Origin of the sequence: Hydrogenophaga sp. NH-16 (genome assembly GCF_004006415.1) — a bacterium.
Classification (GTDB): Bacteria; Pseudomonadota; Gammaproteobacteria; order Burkholderiales; family Burkholderiaceae_C; genus Hydrogenophaga; species Hydrogenophaga pseudoflava.
On the sequence record NZ_CP029344.1, the window covers coordinates 415833 to 429590 of the forward strand.

Consider the following 13758-nt stretch of genomic DNA (forward strand, 5'->3'; position numbering starts at 1 on the left):
TCCTCACTTCAGACCATAGGCGCGGGCCACGAGCGACAGCGGATGCTGCAGCTCGGGCGCCCCGTGGCCGTTCACTTCAAAACCCTGCGCGATGTGGTGGCCGCCCAGCGGGCAGTCGGAGCTGATGTAGTCGGGCTTGGAGCCGTCCTTCATGGTGGCCATGGCCTTGAACACCGGCTTGCCAATCTTCATCGCCTGCTGGTGCGTGCCCTTCTTGACACCGAAGGTGCCGGCGTGGCCCGAGCAGCGCTCGATGGTGTTCACCGTGGTCTCCGGGATCATCTTGAGCATCTCTTCGGTCTTCTTGCCGATGTTCTGCACCCGGCCATGGCAGGGGATCTGGTAGCTGATGTTGCCCAGCTTCTGGGGGAACTCGGTCTTGAGCAGGCCGTCGCGCTTGCGCGCCATCAGGTACTCGAACGGGTCCCACATGTGCTCCTTCACCAGCTGGGTGTCGGCGTCGTCGGGGAACATGAGCGGGATCTCCTGCTTGAACATCAGCGCGCAGCTGGGCACAGCCGCGAGGATGGCAAAGCCATCGCGCGCGTACTTCGCCAGCACCGGGATGTTGGCCTCCTGGCTGGCCTGCACCGAGTCCAGGTCGCCCAGCTCCAGCTTGGGCATGCCGCAGCACTTTTCCTTCTCGACGATGGTGTACGGGATGTCGTTGTGGTCGAGGATCTTGAGCAGGTCCAGGCCGATGCCGGGTTCGTTGTAGTTGATGTAGCAGGTGGAGAAGATGGCCACCTTGCCGGGCGACTTTTCGCCGTCGACGACCTTGGTGGCCTTGGCCTCGGGCGCGGCCCAGCGGAAGCGTTGGGTCGCCAGATCAGGCAGCCAGGCGTCCTTGTCCACGCCCATCACGTTTTCCATCACGCCGCGAGCGGCCTTGGTCCGGTTCACCGCGTTGACCACCTGCACCACGATGGGAATGCCGGCGAACTGGCCGTGCACGTCGGTGGAGGCCAGCAGCTTCTCGCTGGTCTTGACCTCACCCTTCTTGAACTTGATCGCCTTGGCCCGCAGCATGGTGTGCGGGAAGTCCAGGTTCCACTCGTGCGGCGGCGTGTATGGACACTTGGTCATGTAGCAGAGGTCGCACATGTAGCACTGGTCCACCACCTTCCAGTAGTCCTGCTTGGCGACGCCATCGACCTCCATGGTCGCGCTCTCGTCCACCAGATCGAACAGGGTCGGGAACGAGCCGCACAGGCTCACGCAGCGGCGGCATCCGTGGCAGATGTCGAAGATGCGCTCCAGCTCGTGGAAGCACTTCTCTTCGTCGTAGAAGTCGGGGTTCTTCCAGTCCAGCGGATGGCGCGTCGGCGCCTGCAGGTTGCCTTCTGTGGCCATGTCTTTTGTCCTCGTCTGTGCGGGTTGGCTCGTGGGTTTTTGAAAGCGCTCGCGCAAGCGCTTTCAAAAACGCGCCGCGGGTGCGGCGCGCCAGGGGTGGGTCAATCAGTCCACCAGCTCGTTCAAAGCCTTCTGGTAGCGGTTCGCGTGCGAACGCTCGGCCTTGGCCAGGGTTTCGAACCAGTCGGCGATCTCGTCAAAACCTTCTTCGCGCGCGGTCTTGGCCATGCCCGGGTACATGTCGGTGTACTCGTGGGTTTCGCCCGCCACGGCGGAGGCCAGGTTCTGGCGGGTGCTGCCGATGGGCAGGCCGGTGGCCGGGTCGCCGGACTGCTCCAGGAACTCCAGGTGACCGTGCGCGTGACCGGTTTCGCCTTCGGCGGTGGAGCGGAACAGGGCCGCCACATCGTTCTGGCCTTCCACGTCGGCCTTGTTTGCGAAGTACAGGTAGCGGCGGTTGGCCTGGGATTCGCCGGCGAAGGCGTCCTTCAGGCACTGCTCGGTTTTCGAGCCTTTCAATGCGGCCATGGATATCTCCTTGTCTCGTGGGTTGAGGAAGCGCCCAGCCTGCCCGCCAGGCGGCGGGAAGGTCTGTGACAGACAGACCGTACGCCGCCCTCCTGCGTCCGTCAAATTGCCGCAGGCTATGTGACGAATTGTTCAAAGCTATTCAGAGGGAGTCATTGATAACCACTCTCAACTGGGTCGACACCCCTCTGGAAAACCCTCACACTGACCCGGTGTCGGATGCCCGATAAGATTTCGTTTTGTTAAATGCATTCAACATTGCGAAACCCCGCAATAGAACAGGAAACTCCATGAACACCGCCCTGCCCCCACCCGCCCCGGTCCAGCAGCTGCACCACTACGCCTACCGGGCGCGCGACGCCGAGGAGACGCGGCATTTCTACGAGGACATCCTGGGTCTGCCGCTCTACCACATCATCCAGAGCGACTACGTGCCCAGCACGGGCGAGTACTGCCCGTACACGCACTTCTTCTTCCGCCTGCAGGACGGTTCGTTCATCGCCTTCTTCGACCTGGGCGACGACGTGGCGGCCGAGCCGTCGCCGAACACGCCGAAGTGGGTGAACCACATCAGCTTCCGGGTGAACACGGTGCAGGAGCTGGAGAACACGAAGGCGCGCCTGCAGGCGCACGGGATCGAGGTGCTGGGGGTGACGGACCACCACATCTTCAAGAGCATCTATTTCTTCGACCCGAACGGGATCCGGCTGGAGCTGACGGCGCAGCTGGCGGACGAGTTCCAGATGCTGCAGGAGAGCAAGACGGCGCATGCGCGGCTGGCGGAGTGGAACGCGCGCAAGGAGCAGTGGCGCAAGGAGAGGGCTTCGGGTCAGACTTCGGCGCCGTTGAAGCCGCAGTCGAATGACCGGCCGGAGTTTGTGCCCTCTTCGTCTTGATTTCTCTTGGCGGTGGGTCCGTGCGGTGAATGGCTGGGTGACCGGCTCCGCTCGTGTCCCCCGCCAGCGGCTGCGCCGCTGGCTCCTCCTTTACCTCGCTGCGCTGGTCACCCAGCCATTCACCACACTCGTTGGCGCGCCAACAGTTCGCACGCACGTATCTGGTGGTTCATGGGGGTGGTGTGCCCTGTGCAGCGAAGTAAAGGAGGAGGATCGGGCGAAGCCCGATCCGGGGGACATGAGCGGAACAGGGCACACCGCACCCATGAGCCCGCGAGGTCGATGAACGAAAAACAGAACACAGACAGGAGACACCCGTGACACCAACGGCATACAAGCAAGCCGCCCACACCAACAGCTACGAGTTCACCCAAGGCAGTGGTTACCAACTGCCCGAATACCCCTTCGTCCCCCCACCCGAACTCGGCGAAGCGCGAACAAGACGACACCCCATCGTCATCGTCGGAGGAGGCATCACCGGCCTCACCCTCGCCTGCTCGCTCGCCAAACTCGGCACCCCCGCCATCCTGCTCGACGAAGACAACACCGTCGGCGTCAAGGGCGCCTCTTCCCGCGGCATCTGCTACACCCAGAAATCGCTCGAAATCTTTCAGCGTCTCGGCATCTACGAGCGCATCGCCGCCAAAGGCATCCAGTGGAGCGTGGGCCGCACCTTCGCCGGCCACGACGAGGTCTACAGCTTCGACCTCAAACAGCAGGGCGGCTACAACCTCTCCCAGCAGCCGCCCTTCATCAACATCCAGCAGTTCTACATCGAAGGCTTTCTGGTCGAGCGCATCGCCGAGCTCGGCCACGTCGACCTGCGCTGGCAGAACCGCCTGACCGCCTTCGAACAGAACGCCGACGTCGCCACACTCACCGTCGAAACGCCGGCAGGCTCCTACGTCATCGAAGCCGACCACGTGATCGACGCCACCGGCTCGCACAGCCCGCTGCGCGAGTGGCTGCAGGTGCCGTTCACCAGCAAGCGCGGCGACGACCGCTGGTGCATCGCCGACGTGCGTTTCACCAAGCGCCCGCCCGTCGAGCGCCACACCTGGGTCGAGGCGCCATTCAACGAGAACCGCGCCGTCTGGCAGCACCTGATGGCCGACGACGTGTGGCGCATCGACTACCAGATGGCGCCCGACAGCGACCCGGCCCACGTGAGCCGCAAGGACGTGGTGCGCGAGCGACTGGCGCGCCAGTTCGGTCCGGACACCGAGGTCGAAATCGTCTGGGTCGGGCCCTACGCCTACCGCAGCGAATGCGTGCACCGCATGCGCGAGGGCCGCGTGTTTTTCATGGGCGATTCGGCCAAGGTGGTCAGCCCCTTTGGCGCGCGCGGCGGCAACACCGGCGTGGCCGATGCCGACAACCTGGCCTGGAAGCTCGCCGCCGTTCTGCGCGGCCGGGCCCACCCCGCGCTGCTGGAGAGCTACGGCGACGAGCGGCTGGAGGCGGCGCAGCAGAACGTGCTGGTGACCAACCGCACCGCGCGCTTCCTGCGCCCGGCCGATGGCGTGGAACGGCTGTTCCGCAACGCCGCCATCGGCCTGGCGAAGCAGCACCCCTTCGCCCGCACGCTGATGAACACCGGCCGCATGGCGGTCGCCAACCCCTACTCGCGTTCACGCGCCTGCAGCTACGCCGCAGGCAGCGCCGCGGGGCAGTCGTTGCAGAACGTGGCGCTGCGCTGGCCCAACGGGTCGATGGGTTGCGTCAACGACCTGCTGAGCTGGGCATCGGGCGACCTGTTGCTGCTGGCCTTCGGCCCGCTGGCCCGCGCCGACCTGCAGCGCCTGAAAACCCTGACCGGCGGCGCGCCGCTGCGCGCGGTGCAGGTGCCCACCGGCCGCGACCGCGCGCAGGCCACCGAGCACGTGCGCGACCCCGACGGCCACCTGCGCGCCGCCTGCCAGTTGCGCGGCCCGGGCTGGGCGCTGGCTCGCCCCGACGGCTACCTGGCGGCCACCGGTGCCGCCATCGACGGCCGCCTGATCGCCGCTGTCGAACGCTCGCTCGGCCTGCGCTGAAACCCCTTGGAGAACCGCATGAACACCGCCCCGAACTTCCAGGACGCCGACGGCTTCTACGAACGCCTGCTGGACGCCCACCAGGGCCTCTCGCGCGATCAGTCCGAACTGCTCAACGCGCGCCTGATCCTGCTGCTGGCCAACCAGATCGGCAACGCCCAGGTGCTGGCCGACTGCGTCGCCGCCGCCCGGGACACCCTCGAATAAAATCGGGGGCTTCCCGAACACCCACCCGACGGCGCCCTGCGGGGCGCCGTCGCACTTTCTGCGCCCCACCCCCATGTCCGACGCTCCCGACACCCTGCAGCAACCCGGTCTGAACAGCCTGTCCAAGTCCTTCGAGCCCGCCGCGCTCGAAGCCCACTGGGGCCCCGAGTGGGAGCAGCGCGGCTACGGCGTGGCGGGCTTCCGCGGCACCTCGGCCCCCAGCGCAGAAGCGGCCACCGCAGGCAAGAACTTCGCCATCCAGCTGCCGCCGCCCAACGTGACGGGCACGCTGCACATGGGCCACGCGTTCAACCAGACCATCATGGACTCGCTGACGCGCTACCACCGCATGAGCGGCTTCAACACCGCCTGGATTCCGGGCACCGACCACGCCGGCATCGCCACGCAGATCGTGGTGGAACGACAGCTGCAGGAACAGAAGATCAGCCGCCACGACCTGGGCCGCAAGAACTTCGTCGCCAAGGTCTGGGAGTGGAAGGAGCAGTCGGGCAACACCATCACCACGCAGATGCGCCGCATGGGCGACAGCGTCGACTGGAGCCGCGAGTACTTCACCATGGACGAGAAGCTCTCGACCGTGGTGACCGAGACCTTCGTCAAGCTCTACCAGCAGGGCCTGATCTACCGCGGCAAGCGCCTGGTCAACTGGGACCCGGTGCTGATGTCGGCCGTGTCCGACCTGGAGGTGGAGAGCGAAGAGGAAGACGGTTCGCTCTGGCACATTGCCTACCCGCTGGTCAACGGCAGCGGTCACCTGACCGTGGCGACCACCCGACCCGAAACCCTGCTGGGTGACGTGGCCGTGATGGTCCACCCCGAGGACGAGCGCTACAGCGCCCTGATCGGCCAGTACGTGAAGCTGCCGCTGTGCGACCGCGAGATTCCGGTGATCGCCGACGAGTACGTGGACCGAGCCTTCGGCACCGGCGTGGTCAAGGTCACGCCCGCGCACGACGCCAACGACTACGCCGTCGGCCAGCGCCACCAGTTGCCCATCATCGGCGTGCTGCACCTCAACGCCACCATCAACGACAACGCGCCCGAGAAGTACCGCGGCCTGGACCGTTTCGTGGCGCGCAAGCAGGTCGTGGCCGACCTCGAAGCCGCCGGCCTGCTGGTCGAGGTCAAGAAACACAAGCTGATGGTGCCGCGCTGCGCCCGCACCGGCCAGGTGGTCGAGCCCATGCTGACCGATCAGTGGTTCGTGGCCATGAGCAAGGTCAGCGACCAGGACCCGACCGGCAAGAGCATCGCCCAGAAAGCCATCGACGCCGTGGCCAGCGGCCAGGTCAGGTTCGTGCCCGAGAACTGGGTCAACACCTACAACCAGTGGATGAACAACATCCAGGACTGGTGCATCTCGCGCCAGCTCTGGTGGGGCCACCAGATCCCGGCCTGGTACGACGAGCAGGGCCAGGTCTACGTGGCGCGCAACGAGGCTGAAGCGCAGGCTCTGGCCGGCGCGGGCAAGACACTCACCCGCGACCCGGACGTGCTCGACACCTGGTATTCCTCGGCGCTGGTGCCCTTCTCCACCATGGGCTGGCCCAACCAGGGCGACGCCGCCACGGACGACTACAACCTCTACCTGCCCAGCAGCGTGCTGGTCACCGGCTACGACATCATCTTCTTCTGGGTCGCCCGGATGATCATGATGACCACCCACTTCACCGGCCGCGTGCCGTTCAAGGACGTGTACATCCACGGTCTGGTGCGCGACGCGCAGGGCCAGAAGATGAGCAAGTCCGAAGGCAACGTGCTCGACCCGGTGGACCTGATCGACGGCATCTCGCTCGCCCCGCTGCTGGACAAGCGCACCACCGGCCTGCGCAAGCCCGAGACGGCGCCCAAGGTGCGCAAGCAGACCGAGAAGGAGTTCCCCGACGGCATCCCGGCCTACGGCGCCGACGCGCTGCGCTTCACCTTCGCCGCACTGGCCTCGCTGGGCCGCAGCATCAACTTCGACAGCAAGCGCTGCGAGGGCTACCGCAACTTCTGCAACAAGCTCTGGAACGCCACCCGCTTCGTGCTGATGAACTGCGAAGGCCACGACTGCGGCCTGATGGAGCACACCAAGGCCGACTGCGAAGTCGGCGGCAAGGCGCACGGCTACATGAGCTTCAGCCACGCCGACCGCTGGATCGTCTCGCGCCTGCAGCGCGTCGAGGCCGAGGTGGCCCAGGGCTTTGCCGAGTACCGCCTGGACAACGTGGCCAACGCGATCTACGACTTCGTCTGGAACGAGTTCTGCGACTGGTACCTGGAAATCGCCAAGGTGCAGATCAACACCGGCAACGAGGCGCAGCAGCGCGCCACCCGCCGCACCCTGATCCGCACGCTGGAGACCATCCTGCGCCTGGCACACCCCGTCATTCCGTTCATCACCGAAGAGCTGTGGCAGAAGGTCGCGCCGGTCGCCGGTCGTGAGGGTGCCTCGGTGAGCGTGGCGGCCTACCCGGTGAGCCAGCCCGAGCGCATCGACGAAGCCGCCGAGGCCCAGGTCGCCAAGCTCAAGAGCCTGGTGGACGCCTGCCGCACGCTGCGCGGCGAGCTCAACGTCTCGCCCGCCACCCGTCTGCCGATGTTCGTGGTCGGCGATGCGGACTTCATGCGCGCCAACGCCGCCGTGCTGCAGGGTCTGGCCAAACTGGCCGAGGTCAAGGTGTTCGACGACGAGGCCGGCTGGGCCGCCGCCGCACAGGCCGCACCAGTGGCCGTGGTGGGCGAAGCCCGCCTGTGCCTGTTCATGGAAATCGACGTCGCCGCCGAGAAGGCCCGCCTGACCAAGGAAGCCGCACGGCTGGAGGGCGAAATCGCCAAGGCGAACGCCAAGCTGTCCAACGAAGCCTTCGTGGCCAAGGCGCCGCCGGCGGTCATCGAGCAGGAGAAGAAACGCGTGGCCGACTTCGGCGCCACGCTGACCAAGGTGCGCGAGCAGCTGGCGCGGCTCTGAAGCCCCAGCGACTGGATCTCAGCCCGGTCGCTCCTCGCCCCGCGAGATCTCGGCCCACTGGGACCCCGAGTCGACCGGCGGCCATTCCGGGTCGCGCGAGCTGTCGAGGCTGTCGAGCACGGAGAAGTCGCTGGCCTGTGCCTGCCCCCGCTCCACCACTGGTGACAGGGTTTCGTGGATGCGGTGCGCCACGTACCAGCTGGCGCGCAGCTTGGCCTCGCGGGTGTGCGACCCCAGCCGGGGTGTGAGGTGCAGGTTGGGAATGTTGTGCAGCGGGGTGCCGGGCCCGGCGAACTGGGGGTGCGCCCCGTCGAGCAGGCAGGCGTCGATCCGGCCATCCGTCAGCGCCAGTGCCAGTGCCTCGGGTTCGAACAGCGCGCTGCGGCTCAGCCCCACCCACAGCTGACCGGGCTTGCAGTTGTTGAGCAGGCGTTCGTTGATCCAGCCCTTGAAGCGGGAGGCATAGACCATCTGCAGCGACACGGCGTCGCTGCGCGCCAGCAGTTCGTTGGCCGGGATGTATTCGATGCCCAGCTTCTTCCAGATCGGTGCGCCCTGGTGCACCGCCGGGTCGTAGCCCAGCAGCCGCACCCCGAGCCCCCTGAGCATGGGCGCCAGGGTGTGGGCCACCGGGGCCAGGCCCAGCAGGCCCACGGTGCTGCCATAGAGCTCCCGGCCCATGCGCACCTGCGCCAGCTTGCGTCCCAGGAGGGCGCTGACCATGCCGCGCCGGTAGAGCATCAGCAGACCATAGAGCAGGTACTCTGCATTCGAACGCACCTTGGCGCTGCGTGCCTGGATCACCCGGATGTTGCGCTGCGCGCAGGCCTCCAGGTCGGTGTTTTCGCTGGAGATCTGCATGCGCGCCACCACCTTCAACAGGGGCGCGAAATCGAGAAACTCCCGCGAGACGACCACATGCGAGGGCAACACCAGTGCCTTCGTCTTGTAGACCTGCTTGCGCAGTGCCATGGGGTCGTCTGCCAGCTCCGGGGCCAGCGTCACGGCGTGGCGCTCCTGCAGCCAGGACAGGGCTTCAGGAACTAAGGGGTCGAGGAGCAGGATTTCCATGGTCGTCGGGCCGGCGATTGCGGCATGCCGCAACCATGGTGGACCCAGTTCAGCGGCGCTTGAGCACCGTGATGAAGTCGCTCCCTACGGTCTGCTGCTCCACCAGTTCGTTGCCCGTCTGCTTGGCAAAGGCCTGGAAGTCGCGAACCGATCCGGCATCGGTGGCGATCACCTTGAGCGTCTGGCCACTGGTCATGTCCGCCAGGGCCTTCTTGGCCTTCAGGATGGGCAGCGGGCAGTTCAGGCCGCGGGCGTCAAGTTCTTTGGTGGCGTTCATGAAGGAATCCTCGGAGATCGAATTTTAAACAGGAAGGGTGACAGAGATCAAAAACTGTATCAATTTGTACGAAGAAAAGTCACGCCGCCGGGACCTCCATGAACTGGGGCTCGATGCCGATCGAGCGCAGCCAGTCAGCCAGGGCAAAGCCCGTTCCGGCCGGCCAGCACCGGACCTGTTCCGGCGTGAGCAGCTTGTATTCGGCCAGCTCCGGGGACAGCACGATCTGCCCTTCGGCGAGTGCGTGGTAGGTGATGATGACCTGGTTCATGCGCTGGAAATCGTGCACGCCGATCAGCTTCAAGGCCGTCACGGTCAGCCCGGTTTCTTCGGCGATCTCGCGCCGGATGCCCTCTTCCGGCGCTTCCCCCGCTTCCATGAAGCCGGTGATCAGCGCGAACATGCGGTGCTGCCAGGCGGCGTTGCGGGCCAGCAGCACCTTGTCGCCCACCTGCACGATGGCGGCCAGCACGGGCGTCGGGTTGTTCCAGTGGGTGAAGTCGCAGGCCGTGCAGCGCAGGCGGTGCTTCAGACCGCCATCTTCCTGCGCAGCGGTCAGCGCCAGAGGCGCGGCACAGCAGGGACAGAACCGGTACTCGGCGGCCATGGCAGGCAACGGTCTCAGGCCGGGAACACGCCGGTCGAGAGGTAGCGGTCGCCGCGGTCGCAGACGATGAAGGCGATGGTGGCGTTCTCGACCTGCGCCGAGATCTGCTGCGCCACCCAGCAGGCGCCCGCGGCCGAAATGCCCGCAAAGATGCCCTCTTCTCGCGCCAGGCGGCGGCACATCTCCTCGGCGTCCGACTGCCCCACCAGGACCAGTTCGTCCACACCCGACGGGTCGTAGATCTTGGGCAGGTACTCCTGCGGCCACTTGCGGATGCCCGGGATGCGCGAGCCCTCGCTGGGCTGGGCGCCGATGATGCGGACGGCCGGGTTCTTCTCCTTCAGGAAGCGCGAGACGCCGGTGATGGTGCCGGTGGTGCCCATGGCGCTGACGAAGTGCGTGATGCGCCCGCCGGTCTGCTCCCACAGTTCGGGTCCGGTGGTCTCGTAGTGGATGCGCGGGTTGTCGGCGTTGGCGAACTGGTCCAGCACGCGCCCCTTGCCCTCCTTCTCCATCTTGTCGGCCAGATCGCGCGCGTATTCCATGCCGCCGCTCTTGGGCGTGAGGACGAGTTCCGCACCAAAGGCCTTCATGGTCTGGGCGCGCTCGATGGACAGGTCCTCCGGCATGATCAGCACCATGCGGTAGCCCTTGATGGCCGCGGCCATGGCCAGTGCGATGCCGGTGTTGCCCGAGGTCGCCTCGATCAGCGTGTCGCCGGGCTTTATGTCGCCGCGCTCCTCGGCGCGCTTGATCATCGACAGCGCGGGCCGGTCCTTCACCGAACCGGCCGGGTTGTTGCCTTCGAGCTTGCCCAGGATCACGTTGCCCCGCGCACGGAGCATCTCAGAGCCGATGCGCTGCAACGCAACCAGCGGCGTGCGGCCGATGGCGTCTTCAATGGTCGGGTAGTTCATGCACCCCACTGTGCCATAATTTCGGGCTGTCCATGACACCCGCCCGGGTGGCGAAATCGGTAGACGCAGGGGATTCAAAATCCCCCGCCAGAGATGGTGTGTCGGTTCGAGTCCGACCCCGGGCACCAGCTTTCAGGGCCGCGCAGCATTGGTTGCGCGGCCTTTTGTTTTGGTGCTTTCCGCGGGGGCATCCGCGTTGGCCAGCTCATCCTCCAGCATCTGCCGGTACACCCGCGGCAGCTCGCGGGACATGCTGTTGTTCTCGATGCCATAGCCCAGGCTGGTCCAGGTGCCCGAAAGCCGGCGCAGCACCGGCTGGATGCGGCCCTGGCGCAGCTGGGCCGAGAGGTTGCCCCAGCGCCCTTCCTGCAGCCAGGCGTGCACAACCACGTCCTGGTACACGGGTGCAAAGCTCAGGCCAGTGGCGTCCAGTGCATCGTCGGTGCGCTCCGGGTGGTAACGCGCAGCCAGCTCCAGCCAGGTGCTGTAGAGCAGCTGGTAGCGGCCCGCCGCGGTGGAGCAGTTGCCCCGGTTCGGCCCCTGACCGATCGACTCGCAGCGGTTGGGATGCCGCTCCAGGGTGCCCACGTAGTCGCCTCCGTACAGCACGTGGTAGGGGCGCATGACATTGGACTCGCTGGCCGAGATGGTGCGCATCAGCGCCCGCAGGTAGGGGTCGCCCCCGGCCATCACCAGTGGCTGGGTGCCCGGCAGCAGCAGCCAGGGTCGCCACAGCCAGAGCATCAGCAGCATGAACGCAACCGCCAGCGCCGTCAGCCCCAGGCGGGCGCGCCAGGGTGAACCCCAGAAGTCGCGCTGGTGCGAAGGCCGTTGGTTCAGGTCGTGCGACATGGGGTCGGTGGGTGCAGGGTGGCGCTGAGACAATGGGCATTGTCCAACACCCACACCAAGCCCATGCTGCTGCCCGTTGCCGCCGTGATCGCCGGACTGCTATTGCTGATCTGGAGCGCCGACCGCTTCGTCGAGGGTGCCTCCGCGACCGCCCAGCACTTCGCGGTGCCGCCCCTGCTGGTGGGCATGGTCATCGTGGGCTTTGGAACCTCGGCACCGGAACTGGTGGTGTCCGTCATTGCGGCCACACAGGGCAACCCGGCGCTGGCGCTGGGCAACGCCTGGGGATCGAACATCGTCAACATGGGCCTGATCCTGGGCGTGACCGCACTGATCGCGCCGATCCAGGTGCGGTCGGTGGTGCTGCGCAAGGAACTGCCCCTGCTCATGGCGGTGACCGCGCTCTCGGCCCTGCTGGCCTGGGATCTGACCCTCTCGCGCGCCAACGCGCTGGTGCTGCTGGCGGCGTTTGCGGCGCTGATGGTCTGGTCCATCCGCGAAGCCCGCACCCATGGCGACGACGCGCTGGCGCAGGAGACCGCCAGCGAGCTGAAAGCGGGCGCCCTGCCGCTGCCGCGCGCCCTGCTGTGGCTGGTTCTGGGGCTGGTGGTGCTGGTGGCCAGCTCGCGCCTGCTGGTCTGGGGCGCGGTGGAGATCGCCCAGAACCTGGGCATCAGCGACCTCGTGATCGGCCTGACCGTGGTGGCCATCGGCACCTCGCTGCCCGAACTGGCGTCCTGCGTGGCGGCCGCGCGCAAGGGCGAAGACGACATCGCCCTGGGCAACGTGCTGGGCTCGGGTCTGTTCAACACGCTGGCGGTGGTGGGCTTGGCGGGCACCATCGCGCCCATGGACGTGGAATCGGCCGCGCTCACGCGCGACCTGCCGGTGATGGCGGGCCTGACGGTGCTCCTTTGGAAGATGGGCCGCGGCTGGCGTAGGCCTGGGCGCATCAACCGCTGGGAGGCGGGCGGTCTGCTCGGTGTCTACGGGGCCTACACGCTCTGGCTGCTCTGGACCATGGGGCCACGCTGACGGCGCTGTGAAATTTCAGCCGCGCAGGCCCTGCGCCACCGTGGGGTAGCGCAGCCGCAGGCCCAGCTCGGTCTTCATGCGCCGGTTGTGCAGGCGGCGCGACTCGCTCATGAAGCTCAGCAGCACCATCGGCAGCTGGTCGCCCGCGGCGTCGCGCGCAACGCGCGGCGGCCGGGGCAGGCCGTACAGATCGGCCGCGAAGTCGAAGTAGTCGCCCATCTTCAGCTCGGTGTCGTCCACCACGTTGATGGTGCGCCGGGGCTTGCCGCGCCAGAGCGCCAGCACGCAGGCGCGCGCCAGGTCGTCGGCGTGGATGTGGTTGGTGTAGACGTCGTCCTCGGGCCGGAGCACCGGTGTGCCGCGGCGCAAGCGCTCCTGCGGCGTGCCGCCCGCCCGGTCGGGCGCGTAGATGCCCGGGATGCGCAGCACGCTGCTGCGCACGCCCAGCGCGCGCGCCAGCCAGTGCACCGAGGCCTCGGCGTCGACCCGTCGCCAGGCGCGCGGGGTCAGCGGCCGGGTGGGCGCCGACTCGTCCACCCAGCGGCCCTCGCAGTTGCCATACACCCCGGTCGTGGAACCATAGACCAGGGCGCTCGGAGGCGACCGCCGCGCCAGTGTCCGCACCAGGGACCGGGTCCTCGCGTCGGCCTGCCAGTCGGCCTGTCCTTCGGACGGCGGTGGCGCCAGGTGGAGCACGCGTGTGGCCAGGCCGGCCAGCCGCTGCAGGTCGGCCGGCCGGTCCAGGTTGCCGATCAGGGGCGTGATGCCTTGGCCACGCAAGGCGCCGGCATTGTCGGGGTTGGAGGTCAGCGCCAGCAGACGGACGCGCCGCCCGCCACCGAGCTCGCGCGCGGCGCGCTGGCCCACGTCACCGCAGCCGATGATGAGCACCCGTTCGCGGCGGAAACGGGCTGGAAGGGCACCAAGAAATGTCATGGATTCGAATTTGGGAAAATGGCGGGTTGCCTGCGGGGGCGCCCGCGGTTCAGCGCCCGTTCATCCAAA

The 13758-nt window shown here is 67.0% G+C and carries 13 protein-coding genes and 1 tRNA gene; 6 read left to right on the forward strand and 8 right to left on the reverse strand.

All coding sequences use genetic code 11. From position 1 onward, the window contains the following. Positions 1–3: 3 nt before the first annotated feature. Positions 4–1353: a heterodisulfide reductase-related iron-sulfur binding cluster gene (locus DD542_RS02025; RefSeq protein ID WP_127803439.1), complete on the reverse strand. Its 1350-nt coding sequence runs from the start codon at positions 1351–1353 to the stop codon at positions 4–6. A gap of 105 nt (positions 1354–1458) precedes the next feature. Continuing rightward, positions 1459–1881 carry a rubrerythrin family protein gene (locus tag DD542_RS02030; RefSeq protein WP_066158576.1) on the reverse strand — a complete coding sequence of 141 codons (423 nt, stop codon included), beginning with the start codon at positions 1879–1881 and terminating at the stop codon, positions 1459–1461. A gap of 290 nt (positions 1882–2171) precedes the next feature. Between DD542_RS02030 and DD542_RS02035 the strand changes: the two genes are divergently transcribed. The 4 genes from DD542_RS02035 (at position 2172) to DD542_RS02050 (ending at position 7994) form a co-directional block, all read left to right on the forward strand. Further along, a complete protein-coding gene (locus tag DD542_RS02035) occupies positions 2172–2777 on the forward strand; it encodes a VOC family protein (RefSeq protein WP_127803441.1) in 606 nt (201 codons plus the stop codon). Positions 2778–3094: 317 nt separating this feature from the next. Beyond that, positions 3095–4813, forward strand: a complete 1719-nt coding sequence (locus tag DD542_RS02040) for an FAD-dependent monooxygenase (RefSeq protein ID WP_127803443.1) — start codon at positions 3095–3097, stop codon at positions 4811–4813. Positions 4814–4831: 18 nt separating this feature from the next. After that, entirely contained in the window at positions 4832–5020 is a 189-nt protein-coding gene (locus tag DD542_RS02045; protein WP_127803445.1) for a DUF2783 domain-containing protein, read from the forward strand. A 73-nt stretch (positions 5021–5093) separates the two neighbouring features. After that, positions 5094–7994, forward strand: a complete 2901-nt coding sequence (locus tag DD542_RS02050; protein ID WP_127803447.1) for a valine--tRNA ligase — start codon at positions 5094–5096, stop codon at positions 7992–7994. 18 nt (positions 7995–8012) lie between these two features. Here the strand turns inward: DD542_RS02050 and DD542_RS02055 are convergent, their stop codons facing one another. From DD542_RS02055 to cysM, 4 genes are all read right to left on the reverse strand, one after another. Continuing rightward, positions 8013–9065 (reverse strand): NAD(P)-dependent oxidoreductase, encoded by a 1053-nt coding sequence (locus DD542_RS02055; protein ID WP_127803449.1) that lies wholly within the window; start codon positions 9063–9065, stop codon positions 8013–8015. A gap of 49 nt (positions 9066–9114) precedes the next feature. After that, on the reverse strand, positions 9115–9342 hold the full coding sequence (locus DD542_RS02060; protein ID WP_066158587.1) for a sulfurtransferase TusA family protein: 228 nt from the start codon (positions 9340–9342) through the stop codon (positions 9115–9117). A gap of 79 nt (positions 9343–9421) precedes the next feature. Continuing rightward, positions 9422–9949, reverse strand: a complete 528-nt coding sequence (locus tag DD542_RS02065) for an NUDIX hydrolase (protein ID WP_127803451.1) — start codon at positions 9947–9949, stop codon at positions 9422–9424. A gap of 14 nt (positions 9950–9963) precedes the next feature. Next, entirely contained in the window at positions 9964–10866 is a 903-nt protein-coding gene (gene cysM, locus DD542_RS02070; protein WP_127803452.1) for a cysteine synthase CysM, read from the reverse strand. 41 nt (positions 10867–10907) lie between these two features. On the opposite strand from cysM, the gene DD542_RS02075 reads away from it, so the two are divergent. Continuing rightward, a tRNA-Leu gene (locus tag DD542_RS02075) sits at positions 10908–10994 on the forward strand. 4 nt (positions 10995–10998) lie between these two features. Here the strand turns inward: DD542_RS02075 and DD542_RS02080 are convergent. Next, a complete protein-coding gene (locus tag DD542_RS02080) occupies positions 10999–11718 on the reverse strand; it encodes a glycoside hydrolase family protein (RefSeq protein ID WP_079364527.1) in 720 nt (239 codons plus the stop codon). Positions 11719–11757: 39 nt separating this feature from the next. Between DD542_RS02080 and DD542_RS02085 the strand changes: the two genes are divergently transcribed. Beyond that, complete coding sequence (locus tag DD542_RS02085) at positions 11758–12753, forward strand: calcium/sodium antiporter (RefSeq protein WP_241559654.1); 996 nt, start codon at positions 11758–11760, stop codon at positions 12751–12753. Between the two features lie 15 nt (positions 12754–12768). On the opposite strand, the gene DD542_RS02090 is transcribed toward DD542_RS02085, so the two are convergent. Continuing rightward, positions 12769–13689 (reverse strand): SDR family oxidoreductase, encoded by a 921-nt coding sequence (locus tag DD542_RS02090; RefSeq protein WP_066158594.1) that lies wholly within the window; start codon positions 13687–13689, stop codon positions 12769–12771. Positions 13690–13758 lie beyond the last annotated feature (69 nt).